Source organism: Nocardia wallacei, assembly GCF_014466955.1.
Lineage (GTDB): Bacteria > Actinomycetota > Actinomycetes > Mycobacteriales > Mycobacteriaceae > Nocardia > Nocardia wallacei.
The window spans coordinates 2,003,406-2,027,869 of record NZ_AP023396.1; the positions used below are offsets into that span (position 1 = coordinate 2,003,406).

The 24,464-nt window shown below is 70.3% G+C and carries 20 protein-coding genes; 13 read left to right on the top strand and 7 right to left on the bottom strand.

Annotated features, from left to right (window positions below):
- The first annotated feature begins 62 nt into the window (after positions 1–62).
- The 7 genes from NWFMUON74_RS09015 to NWFMUON74_RS09045 all read left to right on the top strand — a co-directional run bounded on the left by NWFMUON74_RS09015 (position 63) and on the right by NWFMUON74_RS09045 (position 7,944).
- A complete protein-coding gene (locus NWFMUON74_RS09015; RefSeq protein ID WP_187687375.1) occupies positions 63–890 on the top strand; it encodes a class I SAM-dependent methyltransferase in 828 nt (275 codons plus the stop codon).
- A gap of 88 nt (positions 891–978) precedes the next feature.
- The gene (locus NWFMUON74_RS09020; RefSeq protein WP_187687376.1) at positions 979–1,974 is read left to right on the top strand and encodes an alpha/beta hydrolase; all 996 of its coding nucleotides are present in this window, start codon (positions 979–981) and stop codon (positions 1,972–1,974) included.
- Between the two features lie 2 nt (positions 1,975–1,976).
- Complete coding sequence (locus tag NWFMUON74_RS09025; RefSeq protein WP_187687377.1) at positions 1,977–2,885, top strand: SDR family NAD(P)-dependent oxidoreductase; 909 nt, start codon at positions 1,977–1,979, stop codon at positions 2,883–2,885.
- A gap of 1 nt (position 2,886) precedes the next feature.
- On the top strand, positions 2,887–3,807 hold the full coding sequence (locus NWFMUON74_RS09030) for a ferritin family protein (RefSeq protein WP_187687378.1): 921 nt from the start codon (positions 2,887–2,889) through the stop codon (positions 3,805–3,807).
- Positions 3,804–5,327, top strand: coding sequence for a flavin-containing monooxygenase (locus NWFMUON74_RS09035; RefSeq protein WP_187687379.1), 1,524 nt, complete (start codon positions 3,804–3,806; stop codon positions 5,325–5,327). Before NWFMUON74_RS09030 ends, NWFMUON74_RS09035 begins: the two co-directional genes overlap by 4 nt.
- The gene (locus NWFMUON74_RS09040) at positions 5,327–6,205 is read left to right on the top strand and encodes a MerR family transcriptional regulator (protein WP_342212935.1); all 879 of its coding nucleotides are present in this window, start codon (positions 5,327–5,329) and stop codon (positions 6,203–6,205) included. Before NWFMUON74_RS09035 ends, NWFMUON74_RS09040 begins: the two co-directional genes overlap by 1 nt.
- 56 nt (positions 6,206–6,261) lie before the next feature.
- Positions 6,262–7,944: an ABC-F family ATP-binding cassette domain-containing protein gene (locus NWFMUON74_RS09045; protein WP_187687380.1), complete on the top strand. Its 1,683-nt coding sequence runs from the start codon at positions 6,262–6,264 to the stop codon at positions 7,942–7,944.
- Positions 7,945–7,996: 52 nt separating this feature from the next.
- On the opposite strand, the gene NWFMUON74_RS09050 is transcribed toward NWFMUON74_RS09045, so the two are convergent.
- From NWFMUON74_RS09050 to NWFMUON74_RS09070, 5 genes are all read right to left on the bottom strand, one after another.
- Complete coding sequence (locus NWFMUON74_RS09050; protein ID WP_187687381.1) at positions 7,997–8,338, bottom strand: hypothetical protein; 342 nt, start codon at positions 8,336–8,338, stop codon at positions 7,997–7,999.
- Positions 8,329–8,964 (bottom strand): MspA family porin, encoded by a 636-nt coding sequence (locus NWFMUON74_RS09055; RefSeq protein ID WP_232110925.1) that lies wholly within the window; start codon positions 8,962–8,964, stop codon positions 8,329–8,331. The genes NWFMUON74_RS09050 and NWFMUON74_RS09055 overlap by 10 nt, the downstream gene beginning before the upstream one ends.
- 114 nt (positions 8,965–9,078) lie before the next feature.
- Positions 9,079–10,449 (bottom strand): dihydrolipoyl dehydrogenase family protein, encoded by a 1,371-nt coding sequence (locus NWFMUON74_RS09060; RefSeq protein ID WP_187687382.1) that lies wholly within the window; start codon positions 10,447–10,449, stop codon positions 9,079–9,081.
- A 279-nt stretch (positions 10,450–10,728) separates the two neighbouring features.
- Complete coding sequence (locus NWFMUON74_RS09065; protein WP_187687383.1) at positions 10,729–11,904, bottom strand: Cmx/CmrA family chloramphenicol efflux MFS transporter; 1,176 nt, start codon at positions 11,902–11,904, stop codon at positions 10,729–10,731.
- 239 nt (positions 11,905–12,143) lie between these two features.
- Positions 12,144–14,474 (bottom strand): galactose oxidase-like domain-containing protein, encoded by a 2,331-nt coding sequence (locus NWFMUON74_RS09070; protein WP_187687384.1) that lies wholly within the window; start codon positions 14,472–14,474, stop codon positions 12,144–12,146.
- Positions 14,475–14,661: 187 nt separating this feature from the next.
- On the opposite strand from NWFMUON74_RS09070, the gene NWFMUON74_RS09075 reads away from it, so the two are divergent.
- Together NWFMUON74_RS09075 and NWFMUON74_RS09080 are read left to right on the top strand one after the other, a co-directional pair.
- Positions 14,662–15,885, top strand: a complete 1,224-nt coding sequence (locus tag NWFMUON74_RS09075; RefSeq protein WP_187687385.1) for a cytochrome P450 family protein — start codon at positions 14,662–14,664, stop codon at positions 15,883–15,885.
- A 101-nt stretch (positions 15,886–15,986) separates the two neighbouring features.
- Positions 15,987–17,483 carry a carboxylesterase/lipase family protein gene (locus NWFMUON74_RS09080; RefSeq protein WP_187687386.1) on the top strand — a complete coding sequence of 499 codons (1,497 nt, stop codon included), beginning with the start codon at positions 15,987–15,989 and terminating at the stop codon, positions 17,481–17,483.
- Positions 17,484–17,614: 131 nt separating this feature from the next.
- On the opposite strand, the gene NWFMUON74_RS09085 is transcribed toward NWFMUON74_RS09080, so the two are convergent.
- Complete coding sequence (locus NWFMUON74_RS09085) at positions 17,615–19,141, bottom strand: bifunctional phosphatase PAP2/diacylglycerol kinase family protein (RefSeq protein ID WP_232110926.1); 1,527 nt, start codon at positions 19,139–19,141, stop codon at positions 17,615–17,617.
- Positions 19,142–19,363: 222 nt separating this feature from the next.
- On the opposite strand from NWFMUON74_RS09085, the gene NWFMUON74_RS09090 reads away from it, so the two are divergent.
- The 4 genes from NWFMUON74_RS09090 (at position 19,364) to NWFMUON74_RS09105 (ending at position 23,381) form a co-directional block, all read left to right on the top strand.
- Positions 19,364–20,947 (top strand): alkaline phosphatase D family protein, encoded by a 1,584-nt coding sequence (locus NWFMUON74_RS09090; RefSeq protein WP_187687388.1) that lies wholly within the window; start codon positions 19,364–19,366, stop codon positions 20,945–20,947.
- 132 nt (positions 20,948–21,079) lie between these two features.
- Positions 21,080–21,481: a hypothetical protein gene (locus NWFMUON74_RS09095; protein ID WP_187687389.1), complete on the top strand. Its 402-nt coding sequence runs from the start codon at positions 21,080–21,082 to the stop codon at positions 21,479–21,481.
- Between the two features lie 111 nt (positions 21,482–21,592).
- Complete coding sequence (locus tag NWFMUON74_RS09100; protein ID WP_187687390.1) at positions 21,593–21,943, top strand: hypothetical protein; 351 nt, start codon at positions 21,593–21,595, stop codon at positions 21,941–21,943.
- Positions 21,944–22,163: 220 nt separating this feature from the next.
- A complete protein-coding gene (locus NWFMUON74_RS09105; RefSeq protein ID WP_187687391.1) occupies positions 22,164–23,381 on the top strand; it encodes a hypothetical protein in 1,218 nt (405 codons plus the stop codon).
- 36 nt (positions 23,382–23,417) lie between these two features.
- Here NWFMUON74_RS09105 and NWFMUON74_RS09110 read toward each other — a convergent pair whose 3' ends face one another.
- Complete coding sequence (locus NWFMUON74_RS09110; protein WP_187687392.1) at positions 23,418–24,461, bottom strand: fused (3R)-hydroxyacyl-ACP dehydratase subunits HadA/HadB; 1,044 nt, start codon at positions 24,459–24,461, stop codon at positions 23,418–23,420.
- Positions 24,462–24,464 lie beyond the last annotated feature (3 nt).

Sequence of the window (24,464 nt, forward strand, 5' to 3'; positions counted from 1 at the left end):
ATCTCCTTCAGCTGTGGGCGAACTCGACCTCGAGTGGGCATGCGCCCACTTAAGGTGGGCGCATGCCCACTCTATCTTCTCGCCACCCTGATCCCGCCGACCCCCAGCCGCACCGCCAGCGCCACATCGCCGAGTCGTTCGGTGCGGACGCCGACCGCTACGACCGCGCCCGCCCGCGCTACCCGCAGGCCCTGATCGACCGGATCGCCACCCGCCCCGGACTCGAGGTGCTCGATGTCGGCACCGGCACCGGCATCGCGGCCCGCCAACTCCGCGACGCGGGCTGCCGCGTCCTCGGCGTCGAACCCGATGAGCGCATGGCCGACCACGCCCGCCGCACCGGCATCGACACCGAGGTGGCGACGTTCGAGGAGTGGGATCCGGCGGGTCGCGTCTTCGACGCGGTGACCGCCGCGCAGTCCTGGCACTGGGTCGATCCCGTGGCGGGCGCGGGCAAGGCGGCGCGGATCCTGCGTCCGCGTGGTCGGCTGGCGGTGTTCGCGCACGTGATCGCGCCACCGCAGCCCATCGCGCGGGCGCAGTTGAACGCGCTACGGCGGGTGATGCCCGAGTCGCCGTTCGCGCAGCAGAGCGACGCCTCGCCCGAGCGTGCGGCCGAGTTGTACCGGACCGGAATGGAGAAATTCGCCGACGGCATCCGGGACTCGGGTGGATTCGGCCACCCGGAACAGTGGCGATTCGATTGGCAGCGTCCTTACACCCGAGCCGAATGGCTCGACCTCGCGCCCACCACCGGCGCCCTGACCCGATTGCCGCAGGACGAGCTCGCGGAGTTGCTGGCGGAGGTCGGCGCGGCCATCGACGGCCTCGGCGGCAGCTTCACCATGCATTACGTCACCCTCGCGGTCGCCGCCGTCCGCACCGAGTGATCCGCAACCGCCCCGGTCACGGGCCGATCAACCCGGGATCTCGAATGTGCCATTGACAACTGGCACTATCGTGACTGATGCTTTCGGCATGGCTGAAACAAGGTCAACGGTGACCTCCCCGGCCGTCCCCGCGTCGGCCTCGCCGCAGGCCCGTCTCGCGGCGGCGGCGTCGGTGCTCGGGATCCGGCAGTTCAACGCACTGCTGCCGCGCAACCGGGCGGGCATCTGGGCGGGCCGCGGTCTGATGGCGACGATCATGGCGGCCTTCGGTCCCACCCTCCCCGGAACCCGAGTGCGGCAAGTGCGTTCGGGTTCGGTGCGCGGCGAATGGGTGCGGGCCGCGGGCGTGCCGCACGGCGATCGCGCCATCTATTACGTGCACGGCAGCGGTTACGTGGTGTGCTCCGCGCGGACCCACCGGGGGCTGGCCTCGCGCCTGTCGAAGGCCACCGGCTTGCCGGTCTTCGTGCTCGAGTACCGGCTCGCACCCGAACACCGGTTCCCGGCGGCCGCCGAGGACGTGGCCGCCGGGTACCGCTGGTTGCTCGGAAACGGTTATCGCCCAGCGGATCTGGTGATCGGCGGGGATTCCGCGGGCTGCCATCTCGGTCTCGATCTGCTGTTGCAGAACATCGACGCCGGCCTTCCGCAACCGGCCGGAATGTTCATGTTCTCCCCGCTCATGGACCTGACCCTCACGCTGGCCGAACGTCTGGACCGCGAGCGACCGGACCCGATGGCGCCTGCCACGGTCGGGCGGCGGCTGATCGAGCTGTACACCGCCGACGAGCCCGCCCATTCGTCCCGGCTGCGTCTGACCGTGCCGCGCGGCGCGGCGCTGCCGCCGCTGTTCGTACAGGCCAGTGCGGGGGAGATGTTGAGCGACGACGCCCGGCACCTGCGCGACATGGCCGTCGCCGCCGGCGCCCGCTGCGAACTCGAACTGTGGCCGGGCCGCATCCACGTCTTCCAGGCGCTGCCGTTGCTGGTCCCGGAGGCCGCACCGGCGCTGCGCCGCACCGCCGATTTCGTCGCGTCCGCGCTCGCGGAGGCGAATTCCGAACTGCGAGAACGGGTGAGCTGACCATGTGGATCCTCGACAACCTGCGAGCGGCGCTCGGTGGCGCCCGCCGCAGCCACGACGCCCGGGCGGTCGTCACCGGCGCGGGCAGCGGCATCGGCCGCGCCTTCGCGCTCGAACTGGCCGCCCGCGGCGGCGAGGTGCTGTGCGCCGACATCGACATCGACCGCGCCGAGGAGACCGTGCGGCTGATCCGCCGCACCCACGGCGCGACCGCGCACGCGTTCCGCTGCGACGTGTCCCGGCGCGAGGAGGTGGAGAGCCTCGCCCTGCACGCCGAACTGATCTTCGGCGGCCCGCCCACCCTGGTGATCAACAACGCCGGCGTCGGCATCGGCGGAAAACCGGTGGGCGACATCGGATTCGATGACTGGCAGTGGGCGCTGGGCATCAATCTGTGGGGCGTCGTGCACGGCTGCGAGGTCTTCGCGCCCCAACTGCGCGCCGCCGGGCGCGGCGGCATCGTCAATGTCGCGTCGGCGGCCGGATTCGCGGCCGCGCCGGGCATGGCCGTCTACAACGTGTCCAAGGCCGGTGTGCTGTCGCTGTCGGAGACCCTGGCCGCCGAAATGTCCGGCAGCGGAGTCGCCGTCACCGTGCTGTGCCCGACCTTCGTGCGCACCAATGTGGTCGCCGACGGCCGGATCACCTCGGCGTCGACCCGACTGGCGGACACGCTCATGCGCCTGACCGGATTCTCCCCCGAACGCGTCGCGGGCCTGACCCTCGACGCCCACGATCTCGGCCGGCTCTACGTGCTGCCGCAACTGGACGCGCAGGTGGTGTGGCATCTCAAGCGGCACTTCCCGGCCCTCTACACCCACGCCCTAGGCGTCCTGAACCGCGTTCTGCCGCAGGACGATCCGGCATCCGGCTCCGCCGCGGGCGCACATATCGAGAAGACAGGAGTGTGACATGGCCTTCGATTTCGACGCCATGCTCGGCAAGATCAAGGCCCGGCAGTGGGCGCTGGCCGACATCGAGTGGGACGCACCGGGAGCCGAGCTGATCGACCCCGAACTGCACGCCAAACTGAAGCCGTTCATGGCCGATCTGATGTGGATCGAGAACGTCGGCGCGCGCGGTTTCGCCGCCATGGCGAAGAAGGCGCCGACCGAGACGCTCAAGGAGATCTACCGCTACTTCCACGCCGAGGAGCAGCGCCACGCCAACGCCGAGCTGGCGCTGATGCGGCGGTGGGGCATGCTCGACGGCGACGCCATCCCGGAGCCGAACATCAACGTCAAGCTGGTGATCGACTTCCTGGACAAGCATTCCGACGAGATGTCACTGTCGTTTCTGGGCACCGTCATCCCGATGCTGGAGGTGGCGCTGGACGGCGCGCTGATCAAATTCGTCACCGACGAGATCGCCGACCCGGTCGCGCAGGAGGTCTTCAAGAAGATCAATGCCGACGAATCCCGGCACCTGGCCACCGATTACGCCGTCATGGAGCTGCTCGGCCACGCCACCGCGCGCAAGCTGTTCATCGACCTGGTCGGCGGCTGGGCCAAGCCGTCGTTCCTGGTCGGCGTGCTCAGCTACGTGCCGCTGCTGAACAAGATGCGCGACAACATCGTGGAGATGGGCGTCGACGAGGAGAAGCTGTACGCGGCCATGCGCAAGTTCAAGGCCGTCGGCGAGCGCACGCCGATCGCCAACCGGGTGCCGATGTATCGCATCGTGAAGATGCACAGCGGCTGGGTGATCAACCGCGGCCACCCGTACCACCTGTTCGCCGACGCCATGGTCAAGGTGACCGCGCGCATTCCCGACCGCTTCCTCGGACCGCAGCCGACGTGGTCGAAGGAACTGACCTACGAGCCGGTCGCATGAGCGCGGCGAGCCTGCCCCTGGACGTGGCGATCATCGGCGCCGGATTCGCCGGGATCGGCGCGGCGATCCGATTGCGGCAGAAGGGCATCGGCAACTTCGCCGTGTTCGAGCGGGGCGACCGGGTGGGCGGCACCTGGCGCGACAACACCTATCCCGGTGCGGCCTGCGATATTCCGTCGCGGTTGTACTCCTACAGCTTCGCGCCGAATCCCGAATGGTCGCAGACGTATTCGGGCAGCGCGGAGATTCTCGGCTACATCGACTCGATGGTCCGCGAGTTCGGGGTCGGGCCGCACATCCGCTTCGGGCACACCGTGACCGGACTGGTCTTCGACGAGGACCACGGCGTGTGGGAGGTCTCGTTCGCGGGCGGTCGGCGGAAGGTGAAGGCCCGCACGGTGGTGCTGGCCTCCGGGCCGCTGTCCAATGCCGGATTCCCGGACATCCGCGGTATCGACACCTACGAGGGCCACAAGATCCACAGTGCCCGTTGGGATCACGACTACGACTTCACCGGTAAGAAGGTGGCGGTGGTCGGCACCGGCGCCAGCGCCGTGCAGATCATCCCCGAACTGGTGCGGCGGGCCGGGTCGGTGAAGGTCTTCCAGCGCACGCCGGGCTGGGTGCTGCCGCGGGTCAACCGGCACACCAACGCCCTGACCAAGCAGCTGTACCGGCAGGTGCCGGCCGCCCAGGCGCTGGCGCGGGAGGCGTGGTTCTGGGGGCACGAGTCGGTGGCGCTGGGCGTGGTGTGGAATTCGCCGCTGACCCGGGTGGTGGAGTCGGTGGCGTTGCTGCACTTGCGTTCCCAGGTGCGCGACCCGTGGCTGCGCCGCCAGCTGACGCCCGATTTCCGGGCCGGGTGCAAACGCCTGCTGATGAGCAGCGACTACTACCCGGCGCTGCAGCGCGACAACTGCAAGCTGATCACCTGGCCGATCGCGGAGATCTCCCCGCACGGCATCCGCACCGCCGAGGGCATCGAGCACCGCTTCGACTGCATCGTGTTCGCCACCGGTTTCGAGGTGTCCAAACAGGGCGCGCCGGTGCCGGTGACCGGTCGCGACGGCCGCCGCCTCGCCGACGAATGGCACAGGGGCGCTTACGCTTACAAGAGCGTCACGGTGGCCGGGTATCCGAATCTGTTCCTGACCTTCGGCCCGAATTCCGGGCCCGGGCACAATTCGGCGCTGGTGTACATGGAAGCCCAGATCGAGTACCTGACCGACGCCATCGGCCTACTACTCGAACGCGACCTGCGCATGCTGGAGGTGCGCCGCGACCGGCAGGACCGCTACAACGAGCGATTGCAGCGGCGGTTGACGGCCACCACCTGGAATTCCGGTTGCCGCAGCTGGTATCTGACGGAGGACGGTTTCAACGCCACCATGTATCCCGGATTCGGCTCCCAGTACACCCGCCAACTGGCTCGCGTCGAGCCCGGCGACTACGTGCTGACGCCGCGTGATCCCGCGCGCTCGGCGGGTGTCGAGGACCGGATGACGGTCCCGCTCGGCTAATGTCGACACGAGGCGTGCTGCCCGTGCCCGAGGTGCTGACGCGTACCCGGGCATGGGCGCTGCGCGTGGTCGGCGAGCGGCTGGGAGAAGGGACGGGCGAGGCAGAGATGGCGGAATACCGCATCGACGAACTCGCTCACGCGGCCGGCACCACCAGCCGTAACGTCCGCGCCTACCAGGAACGGGGCCTGCTGCCGCCGCCCACGCGGCGCAGCGGCCGGGCGCTGATCTACGACGACACGCACCTGGCGCGGTTGAAGATCATCGACGCGCTGCTGCAACGCGGCTTCACCACCGCGCACATCGCCGACTTCATCACCAGCTGGGAAACCGGTAAGGACCTCACCGAGATCCTCGGACTCCAACACGCCGTCACCGCGACGTGGGGGAAAGCCGAGGAGCCGCTCGAGGTGCCGCGAGAACTGGTCGACACCTTCCTCGGCGGCGCCGACGGCGTTGCGGTCGAGGTCGGCCAGCTGGAGCGGCTCGCCAAGCTCGGGCTGGTCCGCCTGCACGGGGAAACGGTCGAGTTCGTCCGGCCCGAACTGCTGGAAACCTTTGCGGAGCTGAGCAATTACGGATTCGACCTGTCCGGTGTCATCGATCTGCACGCCGCGGTGGTCGAGCGGCTCGAGGACATCGCCCGGCTGATGGTGACGGCCGCCAAGGACCGCATCGTCGACGAGCACGGCCCCGGCTGGCTCCCCGACTCCGACGCCGAGATCGGCGAAACCGCGAAGATGCTGAATCATCTGCGCGATCTGGGCACCACCGCGGTCCGCAGCAGCCTGGATCAGGCATTGGACCGGGTGCTGCAGGCCGAACTGAGCGACTATCTCGCGACGGCGGCGTCCAAGCGCCGCGATGGCGCCGACTGAGCGGGCCCCGGAAACTCGGTTGCGCCCGTCCGCGCCGGTGCGGTTGCCTGATCGCCATGGCGCACATCGATATCGCCGACATCGACTACTTCCTCCCGGACGGCCGGCAACTGCTCGACGGGGTGAGTTTTCGGCTCGGCGAGGGCGTCAAGGCCGCGCTGATCGGCCCGAACGGCGCGGGGAAGACGACGCTGTTCGGGATCATCGCGGGGGACCTGCCCGCCGACGCCGGGACCGTCACACGGTCGGGGACGCTCGGGGTGATGCGCCAGTTCATCGGCCGGGTCGATGACGAATCGACGGTCCGAGACCTGCTCGTCTCGATCGCGCCCGAGGCCGTGCGAGCAGCGGCGCGAGCGCTCGAAGCCGCCGAGGACGCGCTGCTCGAGCGGGACGAGGAACCGGTGCAACTGGCCTACGCCCACGCCCTGGCGGACTGGGCCGATGTGGGCGGCTACGAGTTCGAGGCGTTCTGGGACGACGTGAGCACCGCGGCGCTCGGCGTCCCGTTCGACCGCGCGAAGTGGCGTGCGGTGCGCTCGCTCAGCGGCGGCGAGCAGAAGCGCGTGGTGCTCGAGGCGCTGTTCGCGGGCCCGGATCAGCTGCTGCTGCTCGACGAACCCGACAACTACCTGGATGTGCCCGGCAAGCGGTGGCTGGAACGCAAGATCGCGGAGTCGGCCAAATCGGTGCTGTTCATCAGCCACGACCGGGAGCTGATCGCGCACGCGGCCACCCGGATCGTCACACTGGAACCCGGCGCGAGCGGCGCCACGGCCTGGATTCACGGCGGCGGCTTCGACAGCTATCACCGGGCGCGCGAGGACCGCAACGCCCGGCTCGACGAACTGCGCCGGCGCTGGGACGAGGAGCACGCCAAGCTGCGGGCCCTGGTGCTGCGCCTGCGGGAGAAGGCGAAATTCAACGACGGGATGGCCGCCCGCTACCACGCCGCTCAGACCAGGCTGGCGAAGTTCGAGGAGGCGGGGCCGCCCGAGGCGGTGCCGCTGCGCCAGCACGTCTCGGTGCGGCTGCCCGGCGGCCGGACCGGCAAACGCGCGCTGGTCTGCACGGGCCTCGAACTCACCGGTCTGATGCGGCCGTTCGACGCCGAGATCTGGTACGGCGACCGCGTTGCGGTGTTGGGCGCCAACGGATCCGGCAAATCACATTTCCTGCGGCTGCTCGCCGTCGGCGGCACCGACCCGGACGCCACGCAGCTGCCGATCCAGGACCTGCACCTCGCGCCGGTGCCGCACACCGGCACCGCCACCCTCGGCGCTCGCGTCCGCCCCGGCTATTTCGCGCAAACCCACGCGCGTCCGGATCTGGCGGGCAAGACCCTGCTGGATATCCTGCACCGCGGCAACGAACATCGCGACGGCATGGGCCGCGAGGCGGCGAGCCGCGTCCTGGACCGCTACGGCCTGGCCCGCGCCGCCGAAGGGCGCTACGACGACCTCTCCGGCGGCCAGCAGGCGCGCCTGCAGATCCTCCTGCTCGAATTGTCCGGCGTCACAATGCTGCTGCTCGACGAGCCCACCGACAACCTCGACCTGCACTCCGCCGACGCCCTGGAGCGGGCCGTCACCGAGTTCGACGGCACCGTCGTCACGGTCACCCACGACCGCTGGTTCGCCCGCACCTTCGACCGCTTCCTGATCTTCGGCGCCGACGGCACCGTCTACGAAAGCCCCGCCCCGGTCTGGGACGAGTCGCGAGTGCAGCGGGCGCGCTGAGGTATTCGGACCTGTGCCGATTCGGTGCGCGTTCCGCACTCGCGCACGGCTGTTACCGGGCGGGGACGATCGGTGTGTCCCCGGCGGGGCCCGGCGCGGGCGGAACGAGTGCGCCGGCGGGCGTATTCGTACCGGGCGCGGAGCGGGCGGGCGGTGGCGCCAGCATCTGCAGCGGCAGGGGTGGCGCGGACCCGCCAGGCGGCTTGCGGTCGGAGTCGCCGCCGCCGCATTCGGTAGTCGTTGCCGCACTACGTGATTCGGTGCAGTTTCCCGGCGAGCCCGCGGGGAGGACGGGCTCGGCCGCGACTCCGGCCGCCGCGATGATCGGCCACACGGCGGCGCCCGTGACCGTCGCCGCCCAGCGCCGCCGCGCCGATGCCCGGTTCACAGCCATATCGGGTCACCGTAGGCGGCGACCGAATTGTCGGCCGTGTCGGTCGATATCGAGACCATCGCGAACGAGCGCAGGCTGACCGCGCCCGCGCAGGCGTCGATCTTGATCTGTGCCTGATCGACCGAGATCGAGGCATGCGACCCGGCCAGCGCTTTCGTGCCGAGCGTGATGGTGCTGACGGTGCCCGGCTTGATGGTGGCCGAGATGTTCGGCAGCGCCAGCGCACTCGCCCCGACGGCGAGGCCCGGGGACGGAACGACGGTCACCGTGGCATTCGGGCCGATCGCCGCGGACAACCCGGCCGTCAGGCCGTTCGACACGTCTGCCTGGCAGCCGATCTGATAGCCGAGCTGCATCGTGCCCGAGTTCACCGCGGCCCGGCCCTCGCCGCCGATCTCGGCCGTGGCGGACAAGGTGACGAACCCTTCGCGGGTGAACGGTGTCGCGGCGAGATTGGGCACTCGCTGGACATCCTCCGCGGTCTTGCTGATGGTCAGCTCCCAGCCGTCCTCGGTGCCGACAGCACGAGACTTGTCCGCGACCGGATCGGCAGCCGCGGGCCCGGCGGTCGTCCCGAGCACGGTGGTGGCAGCGATGCCGAACATCGCGAAAATCGAGCGTTTCATAGAAATCCTTGCGCAGCGGTGACCCCGAGGCTCACCAGTTACCAGCGCGGTGACCTTACCTGAAACGTGTTGCGGAACGGGCACCGATGCCGCCAGCCGCACATCCCGGCGGCGCTACCCCAAGTCGTTCAGGGCGGCTTCGATGGCTCGGTGGAAGGTGGGGTAGGCGTAGATCATCCGGCGGAGGGTTCGGGTGGGGACTTCGGCGTGGACGGCCACGGACAGGGCGCTGAGTACTTCGCCGCCGACCGGGCCTACCGAGGTGGCACCGACCAGGACGCCACGGTCGGCGTCTTCGACCAGTTTGATCAGGCCCTCGTTGCCCGCCTTGTGGATCCAGCCGCGGGTCGAGGCGGCGGCGTCGGTGGTGCCGGTGCGGACGTGCAGGCCGGCGTCGCGGGCCTGGGACTCGGTGAGTCCGACCGCGCCCACCTCCGGATCGGTGAAGGTGACGCGGGGGACGGCGTGGTAGCGCGCGGATTCCGAAGTGTCGCCCAAAATGTCGTTGGCGGCGATGCGGGCCTGGTACATCGACATGTGGGTGAAGGCGCCGTGGCCGGTGATGTCGCCGATGGCCCAGACGCCGTCGGCGGCGCGGAGGTGGTCGTCTACTTCGATGCCGCGGGCGGACTCGTCCAGGCCGATCGCGCCGACGCCCAGTGCCGCCAGGTCGGTGCGGCGTCCGGTGGAGACCAGCAACTGCTCGGCCCGCAACGGCTCTCCGTCCCGCAGCCGCACGGTGAAGTGGCCGCCGTCGTGTTCCACCCGGGTCGCCTCGGCTCCGGTGTGGATCGTAATGCCCTCCCGGGCAAAGACTTCCGCGATCAGATCGGCCGCTTCGGGCTCTTCCCTGGGGAGGACGCGGTGCGGCACGATCATGGCGACGTCCGCACCGAAGCGCGCGAAGATCTGCGCGAACTCCATGCCCACCGGGCCACCGCCGAGCACGATCAGCGACTCGGGCACGGTGGTGGTGGTGACGGCTTCCCGATTCGTCCAGTACGGCGTCCCGGCCAAACCCTCGAGGGACGGAATCGCCGGTGCGGTACCGGGATTCAGTACGATCGCCCGCTTCGCGTGAAACACCCGGGGCCCATCGGCGGTGGTGACGGTGACCTCGCCGGGCGCGGTGATGCGGCCCCACCCGCGCACGAACCGGCCACCCGCCTTCTCGAATCGCTCGACGGCGGCCGTGTCGTCCCAGTTGTCGGTGGCCTCGTCGCGGATGCGCTCGGCCACGGGCCGCCAGTCCGGCCGCACCTGCGCCGAGCCCGCCAGCGCACCGATCCGCCGTCCCTCGGCGAGCGCACCCGCCGCGCGCACCATCATCTTGGTGGGCACGCACGCGTAGTACGGGCACTCGCCGCCGACCAGCCGTCCCTCGACGCCGACGACGGCCAGCCCCGCGGTGGCCAGCCGGGTCGCGACGTCCTCGCCACCCGGCCCCATCCCGACCACCACGGCATCCACGGTCTCGATCGACATACGCGCTCTCCCTCGGTTCGGCGGCTGTCCGGCACTTCGCGGCGCGGACCCCGTCCACACCCGATTCCAGGCTCCCACGCTGCGCACCGCCGATGCGTACCGGCCCGCTGACGAACCGGTGACGGCGATCGGCTCCGGCCCCGCGGTGCGATGATGGAAGGGGGCGAACGACAACTGCCCCGGCCCCACGCGTGCGGGCGCCGGGGCGTCACGCCGCCGCCGAGGAGGTAGCGAGCCTCACCCTGAGATGTCCCGCGAGAATTCGAATTCGGTTGGCAGTCAGCGAATTTCGGCGTGTGTCGGTTCGGCGGTGGAGCGGCGGCGCTCGACCGCCGGCACCACGATGATCGCTGCGGCTGTGCAGGCGGCGGCGCACCACCAGGCGGCTTGGGCGTGGTCGAGGCGGTCGACGGCCAGGCCCGCGGCGACCGGGCCGAGGACCGCGCCGAGGTTGAACGCCGTGGTGGCCGCGGCCCCGGCGAGGCGCGGTGCGGTGGGTGCGGCGGTCTGGACGATCGTCGCGATCAGCGTCGAACCCACGCCGAAGGCGACCGCGCCCGTGACCGCCGACATGACCAGAACGCCGAGGGTGGTGTGCGCGGTCGCCGCGGCCAGCAGCCAAATCCCGGTCAGCACAACGGTTCCTGCGGTGACGATACGCCGCCGGTACCGGTCGCTGTATCGTCCGGTGAGGGTGACACCGGCGAAGGACCCGACGCCGAACAGGGCCAGCGCGAGCGGGACCGCCCGGTCACTTCCGGAGACGCCCGCGATGATCGTGCCGAGGTAGGTGAAACCGGCGAAGGTGGCGGCATTCACCAGGATCCCCGCGACCACGGGCACCAGGACCGGCCGTCGCCACAGCGCCGCTCCTTCCCGCCGCAGCGACGACGCCTGCCGCTCGCCGCGCACGTCCCGGCCGAGCAACACCCACACCGGCACGAGCACCACCGCGCTGACGACGGCAACCGCCCAGAACGCCGACCGCCAGCCCCACGCCTGCCCCAGCAACGTCCCCGCGGGAACTCCCGCGATGCAGGCCACCGTCACCCCCGACACCACCACCGACGTGGCGCGCCCGACCGACGCCGCACCGACGAGCCCCGGCAGCGCCGCCAGCGTAATCGCCAGGAACCCGGCATTGGCGGCGGCGGCGATCACGCGGGTCACCAGCAACAGCGCGAACCCGGTCGTGACCGCGCCCACGACATGGGCCGCGCAGAACAGCACCAGGAACCCCGTCACCGCATGCCTGACCGGCAATCGCCCCGCCGCGACCGCCATGACCGGCGCTCCCACCACCATGCCGGCGGCGAACAACGAGGTCAGCAGCCCCGCCGCGCCGAGCGACACCCCGAGGTCGCGCGCGATCGGCGCCAGCAACCCCGACACCATGAACTCCGATGTGCCCTGCGCGAAAACCGCGACAGCCAGCACGAATACCACAATGGGCATGAACAGACCACTCTCCGGAGACAGGGCGCCGCCCGTGCGGCACCCGAGATGATCGCCGAAGCGGGCCTGCGCCCGTCGGCGGGAAGGACGTCGTCGGGCGTCGCGAGATACCGAATCACCGGTCGTAGGACCGGCGGAACGCACTCACCACGCCGCCCGGCACACCGGCCGAGCGGCTACCGTCTGGACGCCTCCGGAGAATTCACGCCGTCACCCTACAACGCCCCGCCCCGCGGCGGCTACGACAAATGCACCCAGCGCCCGATCGACGGCACACCCGCGGTACTCACGACGAACACCAGGTACCAGCCCGGCGGCGCGAGTGCGGCCGCCGACGGCATGGTCAGCGAGACCTTCCCGGGCCCGGTGGCCGTGACGGGCAGGTCGATCAGCCGCTGATCGTTGTTCGCGGAGTGGGTACAGGAGGTGGGGTGCACCAGGCAGGCGTCGCGCAACTCGGCGGACGTGGTGGCCGCGAGCATCGAGCCGTAACCCGCGGTGTCGCCGGACAGCCGCAGTTCCGGCCGCGCACCTCGGAAAAGATATGGCGGCCAGAACGTCTCGATCCGCAGTTCCTCGGTCTTGCGCTGCGGATTGGAGCCCGCGGTGATCACCTTGCCGTCCGGGGTCAGCAGCGCGACCGAATGGTAAAGGCGCGGTACGCGTTCCGGCGCGGTAGGCGTCCAGACACCGGTGTCGGGGTCGAGCAGTTCCGCGTGAGCGGGGGCCATATCGGCCATCTCCTCCATCGCCGAACCGCCCGCGACCAGGACGGTCCGGTCCGGCAGCAGCACCGCGCTCAGGTGCATCCGGGGGTGGTGCATCGTCGGTCCGGGCTCGTACGCCGGTTCGGGCACGCTGAGGTCGACGATCCGGGTGTCGTCCAGAACCGCTGCTGCGGAATGCATGTCGTAACCACCGCCACCGAGGATCAGCACCCGCTGCCGCTGGGCGGGCGGCAGCAGCACGCTGCTGGACTGATTGCGTGCCTCCGGATCGGTCAGGCCGGGCACCACGGTGACCGCTCCGGTGGCGGGATCCCAGATCGACGGGCGCATGCCGTTGTTGCCGCCCATCTGCCCGCCGGTGTAGAACAGCCGCCCGTCGGCCAGCAGGACCAGATGCCCGTACATCGGGATCGGTCCGGGCACCGGGAGCTGCGACCAGCTCTGGGTGGCGGTATCGAACAGTTCGGGTACCTGGGACAGGAAATTGTCGGTGCCCAGCCCCGACGTGGTCACCACATTGCCGTCGGGTAGCTTCGCCAGCGTCGGGTACCAGCGTCCGAACGCCATGTCCGGCAACCGGTTCCAGGCCAGCGACAGCGGGTCGAAGACGAGCGCGTCGGGGATCCCGTAGAACGGGTCGTAGCGCCCGGTGCCGCCCACGGCAAGCAACCGTCCGTCCGGCAGCAGGGTGTGGCCCGCGCAGAACAGGTCGATGGGCGTATCCGGCGCCGCCAGTCCAGGATTCGGGTAATGCCACACCCGGGTGCGGAATTCGTGCGCGTCCAGCCGGTCCGGATCGTTGCCGGAACCGGCGAAGAACAACACGTCGCCGGTGTGCAGCAGTGCCGCGTGCACGGGATTGATCTCCGTGCCGAAATCCAGTATGCGCCACAGCCCTTCGTCGGCGGCGCGGTCCAGATCGGTTTCCAGCGCCACCACGCGCAGATATCCGGCGTCGCCGCCCTCCCGATGGTCGACGGTGGCGACGACGAGTTCCGGGCCGTCCGCTCCGGCGAGCAAGCCTGCTGCGGCGCCTCGGTTCTCGGTGAATCGCCAGTCGGGCACCGCGGACCAGCGGCTCCACCCGTCGACGCAGTGCCCGCTGCCGTCGAGCCCCCAGCCGACGGTGTACAGCCCGGAGTTGCCCTGCTGCGCATGGTCGATGGTGAGCACGATCAGTTCCGGTCGCCCGTCGCCATCGAGATCGGCGGCGGTGACCGCGGCGCCCTGGTTCTCCGCGCCCTGCCAATCCGGCACCGCCACCCACGGTGTCCACTCGGCGACCGTGCCGTCCGCGGTCAGTCCCCGGGCCAGCCGGAACTGCCCCGAATTGCGGCCCGCCGGATTGTCCACGGTGAGCAGCACCAGCGTGGACTGCCCGTCGACGGTGGTCACGCAGAGGTCGGCGCCCTGGTTCTCCCAGCCGTACCAGTCGGGCACCTGCTGCCACGGCGTCCAGCCGCCCGTGACGGTGCCGTCGGGCCCGAGATCGCGGCCGACGCGGAAGTAGCCCTGGTTCTGGCCGGGCGGATCGTCGACCAGGAAGACCACGAGATCCTGCCGCCCGTTCCCGCTGAGGTCGGCGAGCGCGATGCCCGCGCCCTGGTTCTGCCAGCCCCACCATTCGGGTACGGAAAGCCAAGGCCCCCAGCTCTTTACGGTGCCGTCCGGTTGCAGGGCGGTACCCATCCGATACAGCCCGGCATTCTGGCCGTCGGGATCGTCGACCCGCAGCACCACCACATCCGCCGCGCCGTCGCCGTCGATATCGGCGATCGCGATCCCGCAGTCCTGGTCGCGCCCGGACCGCCAGTCGGGGATCGGCACGAATTCTCCTGCCACATCGACAGTTTGGTCTCCGGATCGCCCGCCGTCGAGGGATCGGGCCGAATCCGTCCGGAGAGGTCCGGAATCCGCGAGTGTGCCCGGTCGCCGGCGTACCGGTCCGGAGCTGCGAAAGCGGCGGATCCGCAGGGATTTCGGTAGCGTTGCGGCCGTACCGAGCGTGTGGGAGACAGCGAGGACGAGCATGGCCGAAACCGAGATCTCGAACCGGATCGAAGAGGTGGGCGACGATTTCCACACCGACCCGCACCGGTACTACGCCCGCTGGCGCGAACGCGGACCGGTCCACCGGGTGCGGCTCGCCGACGGTCTCACCGGGTGGGTGATCATCTCCTACGCCGAGGCCCGGGCCGCGCTCACCGACTCGCGGCTGCGCAAGAACGTCACCGGCATGTACGAGATCTTCCGGCGGCAACAGCGGTCGTCGGTGGTCGTGAACGCCGACACCGAGGCACTGGGTTCGCACATGCTCAACAGCGATCCGCCGGACCACACCCGGCTGCGCAAGCTGGTCACCAAGGCATTCACGCCACGCCGGGTGGCGGCGCTGCGCCCGCGCATCGAGGAGATCACCGCCGGCCTGCTCGACGGGATGGCCCGCCACGACCGGGTCGATCTGCTGGCGGCCTTCGCGAATCCGCTTCCGGTCGTCGTGATCTGCGAACTGCTCGGCGTGCCCTACGACGACCGCACCGATTTCCAGTCCTGGTCCCGGGTGCTGGTCGGTTCGGTGGGCGGCGTCGCGGAACGCAACGTGGCGTCGGTGGCGATGTCGGAGTACCTGCGGGCGCTGATCGCCGACAAGCGCCGCGAACCGGGCGACGACCTGCTGTCGGGCCTGGTGCACGTGCGCGACGACGGCGACCGGCTGTCCGAGTCCGAACTGGTGGCGATGGCGTTCCTGCTGCTGGTCGCCGGTCACGAGACGACGGTGAATCTGATCGGCAACGGCACCTACGCCTTGCTGCGCAACAGATCTCAGTTCGACGCGCTGCGCGCCGACCCGGCCGGTATCCCGGCGGCGGTGGAGGAGTTCCTGCGCTACGACGGCCCGGTCGGCTGGGCGACGGTGCGCTACACCGAGGAGCCGGTGGAGATCGGCGGCGTGCGCATCGACGCGGGCGAGCTGGTATACGTCGCGCTGGCCGCCGCCAACCACGACCCGGCTCGCTACGCCGATCCGGAACAACTCGACATCACCGCGGATGTGGCCGGGCACTTGGCCTTCGGCCATGGCATCCACTTCTGTGTCGGCGCGCCGCTGGCGCGCCTGGAGGCGGAGGTGGCGTTCACCCGGCTGCTCGGCCGTTTCCCGAACCTCGAACTGGCGCGGCCGTTCACTCCCCGGTGGCATCACGGCGCCCTCATCCGCGGACTGACCGAACTCCCGGTGCTGGTGGGCGGCTGAGCGGAGTCCGGGCGAATGCCCCGCGGGGCTCCCGCGGTTCGGGCAGGATCGGCTGTCGTATGGCGGTCCATACGGGAGAATGAGCCGACGAAGGAGTCCATATGGAAACGATCGTGTCCGTCACCGGAGGCAAGGTTCGGGGCCGCACCGAGGACGGGATCAGCAGCTTCCTCGGCATCCCGTACGCGGCCGCGCCGGTCGGCCCGGCCCGCTTCGACGTGCCGCGGCCGGTGCGGGAGTGGCAGGGGGTGCGCGATGCCGTCGAATACGGCCCCACCTGCGTACAGTCGCCGTATCCGGCGCCGATTCACGCGCTGATCGGTAGCGACGGCATTCCCGGTGACGAGTATCTGAACGTCAACGTGTGGACGCCGGACAGTGGCGGCGCCGGGCTGCCGGTGCTGGTGTGGATTCACGGCGGCGCGTTCGTGCGCGGGTCGAACGCGCGCGCGATCTACGACGGCAGCGCGTTCGCCCGCGACGGTGTGGTCGTGGTGTCGATCAACTACCGGCTCGGCATCTCCGGTTTCGCGGCCGTGCCGGGCGCCCCCCTGAACCGGGGGCTGCGCGATCAGATCTTCGCGTTGCAGTGGGTACAGGAGAATGTCGCGGCCTTCGGCGGCGATCCGGGCAATGTCACCGTCTTCGGGGAATCGGCGGGCGGCATGAGCGTGGTGAACCTGATCGCGTCGCCGCGGGCGCGGGGGCTGTTCCGGCGGGCGATCGCGCAGAGCGCCAACGGATCCGCGGTCGCCGAGGAAGACGACGCGCGCAAGGTCATGGAGAATCTGGCGACCGTCCTCGGAATCGGGCCCACCACAGCGGAATTCGGTGCGCTCGAACCGGAACAGATACGCACGGCGCAGGATTCGATCGCGCTGGAGCTGATGACAGGTCCCGATCCCGCCCGGTGGGGCGCCTCGATCATCCGTAACGGACTCGGCATCCTGAGCTTCTTCCCGGTGATCGACGGTGACCTGATCACCGCGCGGCCGACGGATGTCATTGCCGCGCAACCGGACCGCACCGTCCCGCTGATCGCGGGCTGGACCGCCGAGGAGTTCCGCTTCTTCACCTTCCCGACCGGCATCGCCGCGGGGATCACCGCCGACACCCTGCCGTACGTGTTGAGCCGTTACGGCCTCGACGCGGCCGTGGCCGAGCGTTATGCCGCCAACCGGCCGGGCGCCTCCGCCGCCGACGTGTTCGCGGCGATCATCACCGATCTGGTGTTCCGGGACGACGTCACGCGCATCGCGGAATGCACCGCGACGGCGGGAAACCCGGCCTATGTCTACGAATTCGCCTGGCGCTCCGGCATTCCCGACCTCGGCGCCGCCCACGTCATGGAAGTCCCCTTCGTCTTCGACCAGCTGCCCCACGCCCACACCCTCACCGGTCCGAATCCGCCCCAGCACCTGGCCGACGAGATCCACCGGGCCTGGGTCCGCTTCGCCACCCACGGCGACCCCGGCTGGTCCCGCTTCGACCCCGCCACCCGCACCGTCCGCATCTTCGACGCCCCCGAGTCCTACGAGGTAGCCGACCCGCGCGCCGACGAACTCCGCGCCCTGCACAGAGCGCAGGCGCACGGGTAGTCCATGTCGATCGAACTCCGCCCCCTGCCGAGGGTGCGGGCGCACGGATAGTTCACGTCGATCGAACTCCGCCCCCTGCCGAGAGCGCGGGCGCACGGATAGCTCACGTCACCTCGGGCGACGACCAGCCGCTACTGGCGGTGATGTGGGCGGGGCCGGTCCTCCCACTGCGGGTTGTTCTCGTCCCGGCGGTAGACCGCGATCTGCCCCGGCACCGTGAAACGCAGCCGGGTCGCCTCCCCGACCACCTCGCCGTCGGTGGCCAGCGCCTGGGGTTTCGGGAGGCGCACGGTCAGGGCGGCCACCATCTGCTCGCCGTAGACCTTGCTGTGCCCGATGGCGGCCAGCAGCAGCGCCCCCGCGGCCCGGGTGCGGGAGAATTTCAGGTCGGCGCGCAGCCAGCGCACGTCGAGCAGGCCGGAATCCAGCCGGGAACGGAACGCCGGGACCGCGCCGGGCGGATCGTAGGAACCGTTGCCCACGAACACGAACCACACCTCGCGGCGGCGACCGTTCAGCTCGACCCGGATCGGTTCCGCCCGGCGCAGCGTGACCACCAGCGCCGCCGCGAAGGCCGGCCACTTGCCCCAGCGCTCCTGCCACTTCTCGCGCAACCGCACCAGGTCCGAGTAGGCGCCGAGGCTGGCGGTGTTGATCCAGTACTGGGTGTGCGACTCGCCGGTGTCGCTGTACTCGACGCTCGCCACGTCGACCGACACGGCCTCGCCCGCGCCGGTGGCGTCCACGACCTCGCGCAGGTCGTACACGCCGACGTCGCGGGCGAAGTGGTTCAGGGTGCCGGTGGGGATGACCACCAGCGGCAGCCCGTGCCGTAGCGCCACCGTCGCGATCGAGGCGACCGTGCCGTCACCGCCCGCGACGCCCACCGCGGCGGGCCGGTCGTCGCTGTCGGCGATCACCCGTTCGATCTGCGCGACGCAGTCGACGCCCGGCTCGGTGCGCAGCACGGTCGCCATGGGCAGCGCGCGGGCCACGTCGTCGGTGGGGTCGTAGCCGGGTGTACCCGAGGCCGGATTCACCACCACCACAAGGCCTTTGCCGTCGACGAGGACGGGCGCCTCGCGGACCGGCCGGGCCTGCGCCTCGTCCGAGTGCCGCACCGGCCACCAGCGCCGGGTGGCCAGCGCGATGCCGCTGCCGATCGCCGCGCCGACCAGTACATCGGAGGTCCAGTGCACGCCGGTGTGGATGCGCGAATACGCGACCGTCGCCGCCAGCGGGGCCACCACGCGCGCGCTGCGCGGGCTCTCCATCGCGACGGCGGTGGCGAACGCGGCGGCCGAGGCACTGTGCCCTGACGGGAAGGACGAGGAGATCGGCCGCCGCACCAGCCGCCGGTCCAGCGGCAGCAGCTCGGGCGCCGGGCGGTGCCGCCCCACGACCGTCTTGAACGTGTTGGCGCTGAGCGTGGCGCCTCCGAGCGCGACCACGCCGCGCAGCGCGGCCCGGCGGCTCGCCCCCTTGCGAGTAGCCAGGACACCGGCGATGACCAGCCACAGCAACCCGTTGTCGGCAGACCTGGTCAACCGCAGCATGCCGCGGTCGGCGGCCGACATGGGCAGCATCGCCACCGCCGCGCTCACGGCCCGATCGAAGCGGCTGACCGGACCGGACTTACGACGCAACCACTTCCTCACCAGGTCGACAGTACCGGCGGCGCCTCCGGCGAACCCACCCGCACCACGAGATGAGCTGCCCCGCACAGTGTTCGAGGTGAGTACGTCCCTCCCGGGGGGAGTGCCCCGCGCGGTCGCTGGTCGTCCGGAGTGCCGCTCGCCCGGCTGTCGTGTCGGCCGGGTACGGGGCGCACCCCTCGGCATGAACCGGAGGCCGGGTCTCCGGACGGGTTACGCTGATTCATGCCGCTGTCGCGTCGGGAGTTGTTGAGGTTCGGAACCGCCGGGTCCGTGGCGCTGCTGGCCGGTGTGTCGGCGGCGGGTAGTGCGCGGTTCGCCGCGCCGCGCCGGTTGGGGGACGATCCGTTCACGCTCGGGGTCGCGTCGGGGGATCCGACGCCCGACGGCGTGGTGTTGTGGACTCGCCTGGCGCCCGATCCGCTCGCGCCGGACGGGCTGGGCGGGATGGCGCTGGCCCCGGTGACCGTGGACTACGAGGTCGCCGCCGACGAGCATTTCCGGCGGGTGGTTGCCCGCGGTTCGGCGGTCGCCACCCGGGAGCTCGCGCACAGCGTGCACCCGGAGGTGCACGGCCTGGCGCCGGACCGCTGGTACTTCTATCGGTTCCGCGCGGGCTCGGCCGTCTCACCGGTCGGCCGGACCCGCACCGCCCCGGCGCCCGGCAGTCCCACCGCGCGGCTGCGGTTCGCGTTCGCCTCCTGCCAGTCCTGGAGTGCCGGCCACTTCACCGCCTACGAGCACATGAGCGCCGAGGACCTGGACCTCGTGGTGCACCTGGGCGACTACATCTACGAGCGGGCGTGGCTGCTGGGCCGGGCCGGAATGTCGATGGACCGGCAGTTCTGGGCCGAGGCCGTCGACCTGGCGGGCTACCGGCTGCGCTACGCGCAGAACAAGACCGAACTTCCGCTGCGGGCCGCGCACGCGGCGTTTCCCTGGCTGGTCACCATGGACGACCACGAGGTCGACAACAACTGGGCCGGCGACTCGCCCGGCTCGGGTATCGACATCTACCGCGTCCCCGCCCTGTTCCGCCGCCGCCGGGCGGCCGCGTTCCAGGCAATGTACGAGCATCAGCCGCTGCGGCTGGCGCAGCTGCCGTCCGGCCCGGACATGCGGCTGCACCGCCGCTACCGGTTCGGCGACCTCGCCGAGATCACCATGCTCGACACCCGGCAGTACCGGACCCGGCAGGCCTGCGGCGACGGCGGCCTGGTCACCGACTGCGACGAGCGGTTCGCCGCCGACCGCACGATACTCGGTGCGCGGCAACGGGACTGGCTGCTCGAGGGCTTCGGCGCCTCGCCCGCCCGCTGGCAGGTCATCGGCAACCAGGTGGCCATGGCCCAGTCCGACTACGACCCGGGCCCGGCCACCGCGGTCGGCACCGACTCGTGGGACGGATACGTCGCCGACCGCAATGCCGTGCTGGGCGCGGCGGCCGACCGCGGCGTGCGCAACCTGGTCGTGATCACCGGCGACCGGCACGAGAACTACGCCGCCGATCTGCGCCGCGACTACACCCGTGCCGAATCACCGGTGGTGGCCACGGAATTCACCGGCACCTCGATCACCACCGGCGGCGACGGCGCGGATCTGCCCGGCCGCGGCCGCCAGCTGCTCGACGCCAACCCCGACCTGAAATTCTTCAACGGTCAGCGCGGCTACGTGCGAGTCGACCTGGATCATGGGCTGTGGCGCAGCGACTTCCGGGTCGTGCCCTACATCCGGAAGCCGGGCGCCCCGATCGCCACCCGGGCCGGTTTCGTTGTGCGGGACGGTGTTCCGGGTACCGTGGCCGCGTAGCACAGCCCGGGCCGCGCCGCCCGCCGCTTCCCGCCACCAGTGGGAACCGGCCTCGCCCGGTGAAATGGCCGAATTACCTGTATCGTCTGCTGTCGCTACGACGTTACGACTCTCTCCCGCCGGTATCGAGGAATGACTGAACTCACCACAGCCCAGGCCTATGCGCTCGAGGTTCTGACCGAAAGCCGAGCGGCCCGCACCGCAGAAGAACTGGCACGACTGCTGGACGAGCCCGCCTACGAGGTCGAGGACACCCTGGCCTGGCTGAAGCGGCATCGTTACATCGTGGGGGTGACCGCGTGGCAGCTCGCCGTCGGCGCGACCTACATGCTCAGCTCACACCACCAGCTCACCGAATTCGAGCTGTACGTCCTGCACGAGATCCGCGAGGCGGACGGAGTGCGCACCATCGACGAGCTGGCGCGCGATTCCGGCCTTCCCGCAGATGATCTCGCGGAGACCGTGCAGTGGCTGAGCCGCAACGGCTATCTGCAGCCGGTGACGGCGTGGCGTCGCCCGTCGGCGTACTCCTGAGCCCGGATCCCCGGAATCTGAGAAAACTCATAGGAACGACTCAGACTCACGTCAGCCACGGTGCGCATGCTGGGAGATGACCAGTTCATCTCGGTGAGAGGCAGGTGCACGATGGTCGACATCGAGGTCACGGGAAACACTGTGACGATCCATGTCCGCGGCGCACACCGCTTCCTGGGCCTGCGCGAGCAGCTCAGCTTTCCGCTGTCCGCCGTGGCCGCGGTCGGCCCCGCGCCGGTGGACAGCCGTCCGCCGTGGGTGCGCACCCCGGGCACCTTCTTCCCCGGTGTGATCGCCGCCGGAACGTTCCGCGGCAAGGGCCGGAAGGAGTTCTGGGATACCCTGTTCGACGGCCGCGCGATCCGTATCGACTTGACCGGAAGCGATTTCACCCGGCTCGTGGTCGACGTCGCCGACCCCGACGGCGTGCGCCGCATGCTCACCACCGCGGCCGCCGCCTGATAGAGTCCGCCGCCATTCGGCGCGAAGCCGACGAATTGTCCTGCTCTGCAAGAACACTCTGTCAACCGTTCTCGGCGTGTCGCGCGCGGCACGCCGAGGAACTTTCAATTTCGGCAAATCTACAGTTTCGCGGACGGCGGTCGATCGACTATTAATGTCCTGTGCCGTTCCCACACGTGATCACTTGTCGGCCATCGTTTGTCACCGGGCGGTGGTCGCGTTGACCCTCGAACGCCCTCAAGGAGACGAGGTCGCGCAGCTGGCGAAGCGTGTCGAGAGGGCTCGCGGGCGGCTGGCGTACCAGTTCGACCCCGCGCTGACCGACGCGCTCTCGGAGGACGAACTCCAAGCCGAGCGCGAACTCGCCGAGAAGATTCGCGAGCAGGAACGCGACCAGCGCTGGAAGAACGTCCAGGCGGCGGCCTCCGCATCGGACCGCGCCCGGCAGACCTCAGAGGCGATCGCGAAGGCCGATATGCGAGATCTGTTGATGGCCCGCAAGGCCATTGCCGCGCAGCGGCGCGAGTCCAGCCCGCACGCCAAGCTGGCCTCGCTGTACCGGCACCGAGCCTGGTCACAGCGCGGACTGGCCGCCGTGGTGGCCGCTGGCATGTTGTGGTCGGCGGTCAACGTGCAGCACAACATCGCGCCCGGCGGCGCGACCGATCCGCTGTTCTGGTTCAGCTACCTGCTCGAAGGGATGATCAGCGTCTGCCTGATCATCATCATGATCGGCACCAACAAGGTCGCCGAGTGGGGCATCCTGGACAGTGCCCGTCAGGTCGCCCTGGCCGAGTTGGGGCTGCTGTCCCTGACGGTGATCCTCAACACCTACCCGTATCTGCGTTCCGCCCAGTGGTACGAGGTGGGCGTGCACGCGGTCGCCCCGGTGATGATCGGCGTCTCGCTACTCATCCACAACGCCGCCAGCCACCGTTACGGCCAGGCCATCGTCCGCGCCACCGAACAGGTGCGCGAGCTGCCCGATCCGGCCGAGCAGATCCGCCGCACGCTGCCCACCTTCGTGAGCTTCATCCGGCAGGCCGCGCCCGACACCCGTCCGCCGGTGCCGCAGCCCGCCCTGCCGGGCGCCGCCGAGGCCAAGGCCGAGGGCAACGCCCAGACCGGCGATGTGCTGGATCCCGTCGAGGAGCCCGACATCTGGACCGCGAAGACGTCCAGCAGCGCCACCACCGCCAAGAGCTGGCGGCTCGACGACGCCAAGGACGAGGTCAACGGCTCGAACGGGGCGAGCAAGCCCAAGAAGAGCGCCGAGGGCAAGGCGGCCGACGACAGCGACCCGCTGAGCGTCTACGACACCGGCCAGTTCCGCATCGCCGAGACCCTCGAGCAGGAACTCGCCGAACTGCGGGCCGAACGCCGCCGCGCCCGCAATGCCAAGCAGCGGGTCAACGGCGGCGGTTACGACGACGACTAGGCCCACGCCGCAGCCCTCGTTCAGCGCGGCCCTCGTTCAGCGCAGCGCGACCACCGCGGTCGCGCGGCTGAACAGCTTGCGGCCGTTGCCGATCGCGGTGAGTGCGATCGTCGCGGTCCGCTGCCGATGATCGACAGATTTCACCGTGCCGCCGAATTCGACGGAGCTGGGTGCCTCGGTGCCGACGGGCAGCGTGCCCGCGAATCGCACGCCGTACTTCGTCAGCGCCGCCGGGTCGCCCAGCCAGTCGGTCAGGTATCCGGCGCCCAGCCCCATGGTGAGCATGCCGTGCGCGACGACAGCCGGTAGTCCCGCGGCCGCGGCGACGGCGTCGCTGAAATGGATCGGATTGGCGTCGCCGGTCACGCCCGCGAAGTTGGCGAGGTCGCCGCGTGTCAATCGCACCGGGCGCGTGGGCAATTGGTCTCCGGGCGCGAGATCGCCCGCGGTGCAGGCGGTGCGCGGTCGCCGGCCGAGCGGCGTCACCGCGATGGCGTCGCCGGAGATCGGCAGCAGCGTGCCGGTGCTGTCCGCGTACCGGCCCTTACGGTCGGCGGTGCCCAGGCCGCTCATGATGATCCCGTCCACCAGCTCGGCCAGGTCGGAGCCGACACCGCCAGCGCGGGCCACCAGGGTGGTGGTTCCGGACTGCACCGGCACGCCGTGCCGGTCGGTGAGGACGTTCTTGGTGGTGAGCAGGTCGAGGTCGCGGACCTGGCGGAAGGACTGGAAGTACACGTCCGCGGTGAGGACGTCACCGGCCACCAGCGGCCGGGCGAACTCGAGCAGCTGATCGGACTGCAGCACCTGGCCGAGGTCGTAGTCGTAGAGCTGGGTGCGCAAGACCTCCTCCTGCACCCGCATCCACGGCAGCGTCGCGAAGGTCGCCGGGGCGATCACGGCGTCGAAACCCAGTTCCGCCGCGGCCAATTCGCTGCGGTGCGCGGGGTGCGAGTCCTGTAGCGCCCGCGCGAATTCGCGAATCTTCTCGCGGCCCACCTCGTAGTGGTCGGCGAGGCGGTAGCGATGTCCGACCAGCCGGCGGGCCTGATCGGCCGGGGTGCGGGTCAGTGTGTCCATAAT

Excerpts from the sequence above, each read along its gene's own strand:
- NWFMUON74_RS09020 (WP_187687376.1), top strand. The coding sequence starts at position 979 with ATGGCTGAAACAAGGTCAACGGTGACCTCCCCGGCCGTCCCCGCGTCG.
- NWFMUON74_RS09040 (WP_342212935.1), top strand. The coding sequence starts at position 5,327 with ATGTCGACACGAGGCGTGCTGCCCGTGCCCGAGGTGCTGACGCGTACC.
- NWFMUON74_RS09065 (WP_187687383.1), bottom strand. The coding sequence starts at position 11,904 with ATGCCCATTGTGGTATTCGTGCTGGCTGTCGCGGTTTTCGCGCAGGGC.
- NWFMUON74_RS09100 (WP_187687390.1), top strand. The coding sequence starts at position 21,593 with ATGGTCGACATCGAGGTCACGGGAAACACTGTGACGATCCATGTCCGC.
- NWFMUON74_RS09080 (WP_187687386.1), top strand. The coding sequence starts at position 15,987 with ATGGAAACGATCGTGTCCGTCACCGGAGGCAAGGTTCGGGGCCGCACC.
- NWFMUON74_RS09045 (WP_187687380.1), top strand. The coding sequence starts at position 6,262 with ATGGCGCACATCGATATCGCCGACATCGACTACTTCCTCCCGGACGGC.
- NWFMUON74_RS09095 (WP_187687389.1), top strand. The coding sequence starts at position 21,080 with ATGACTGAACTCACCACAGCCCAGGCCTATGCGCTCGAGGTTCTGACC.
- NWFMUON74_RS09015 (WP_187687375.1), top strand. The coding sequence starts at position 63 with ATGCCCACTCTATCTTCTCGCCACCCTGATCCCGCCGACCCCCAGCCG.
- NWFMUON74_RS09030 (WP_187687378.1), top strand. The coding sequence starts at position 2,887 with ATGGCCTTCGATTTCGACGCCATGCTCGGCAAGATCAAGGCCCGGCAG.
- NWFMUON74_RS09025 (WP_187687377.1), top strand. The coding sequence starts at position 1,977 with ATGTGGATCCTCGACAACCTGCGAGCGGCGCTCGGTGGCGCCCGCCGC.
- NWFMUON74_RS09075 (WP_187687385.1), top strand. The coding sequence starts at position 14,662 with ATGGCCGAAACCGAGATCTCGAACCGGATCGAAGAGGTGGGCGACGAT.
- NWFMUON74_RS09050 (WP_187687381.1), bottom strand. The coding sequence starts at position 8,338 with ATGGCTGTGAACCGGGCATCGGCGCGGCGGCGCTGGGCGGCGACGGTC.
- NWFMUON74_RS09035 (WP_187687379.1), top strand. The coding sequence starts at position 3,804 with ATGAGCGCGGCGAGCCTGCCCCTGGACGTGGCGATCATCGGCGCCGGA.
- NWFMUON74_RS09055 (WP_232110925.1), bottom strand. The coding sequence starts at position 8,964 with ATGAAACGCTCGATTTTCGCGATGTTCGGCATCGCTGCCACCACCGTG.
- NWFMUON74_RS09090 (WP_187687388.1), top strand. The coding sequence starts at position 19,364 with ATGCCGCTGTCGCGTCGGGAGTTGTTGAGGTTCGGAACCGCCGGGTCC.
- NWFMUON74_RS09060 (WP_187687382.1), bottom strand. The coding sequence starts at position 10,449 with ATGTCGATCGAGACCGTGGATGCCGTGGTGGTCGGGATGGGGCCGGGT.
- NWFMUON74_RS09110 (WP_187687392.1), bottom strand. The coding sequence starts at position 24,461 with ATGGACACACTGACCCGCACCCCGGCCGATCAGGCCCGCCGGCTGGTC.